Annotated in this window: 1 protein-coding gene; it reads right to left on the reverse strand. The window is 52.9% G+C overall.

What is annotated here, in order from left to right:
• On the reverse strand, nucleotides 1–240 hold a 240-nt coding region (locus R0J92_RS26150), incomplete at both ends, for a hypothetical protein (protein ID WP_411053834.1).

A 240-nucleotide genomic window follows, 5' to 3' on the forward strand; every position in this document is an offset into this window, starting at 1 on the left:
TTCGTCAAACAGGCCGGGATCTTCATTTGGCTTGACCAGTTCCGCATGCTTGATTGCGCTGTCTAAAGACGCGAGCAACACGGCCCGGTCTTTTCCTAGCACATCCAATGCGCCAGCTTTGATCAATGGCTCAAACGCCTTGCGGGTGAAATGGACAGCCGATATGCGTTCAGCAATATTGAACAGGCTTTGGAAAGCCCCTTCTTTTCTCGCTGCGAGAATGGCTTTGACCGCCGTGCC

It is taken from the genome of Tritonibacter sp. SIMBA_163 (genome assembly GCF_046535935.1).
Taxonomy (GTDB): domain Bacteria; phylum Pseudomonadota; class Alphaproteobacteria; order Rhodobacterales; family Rhodobacteraceae; genus Epibacterium; species Epibacterium scottomollicae.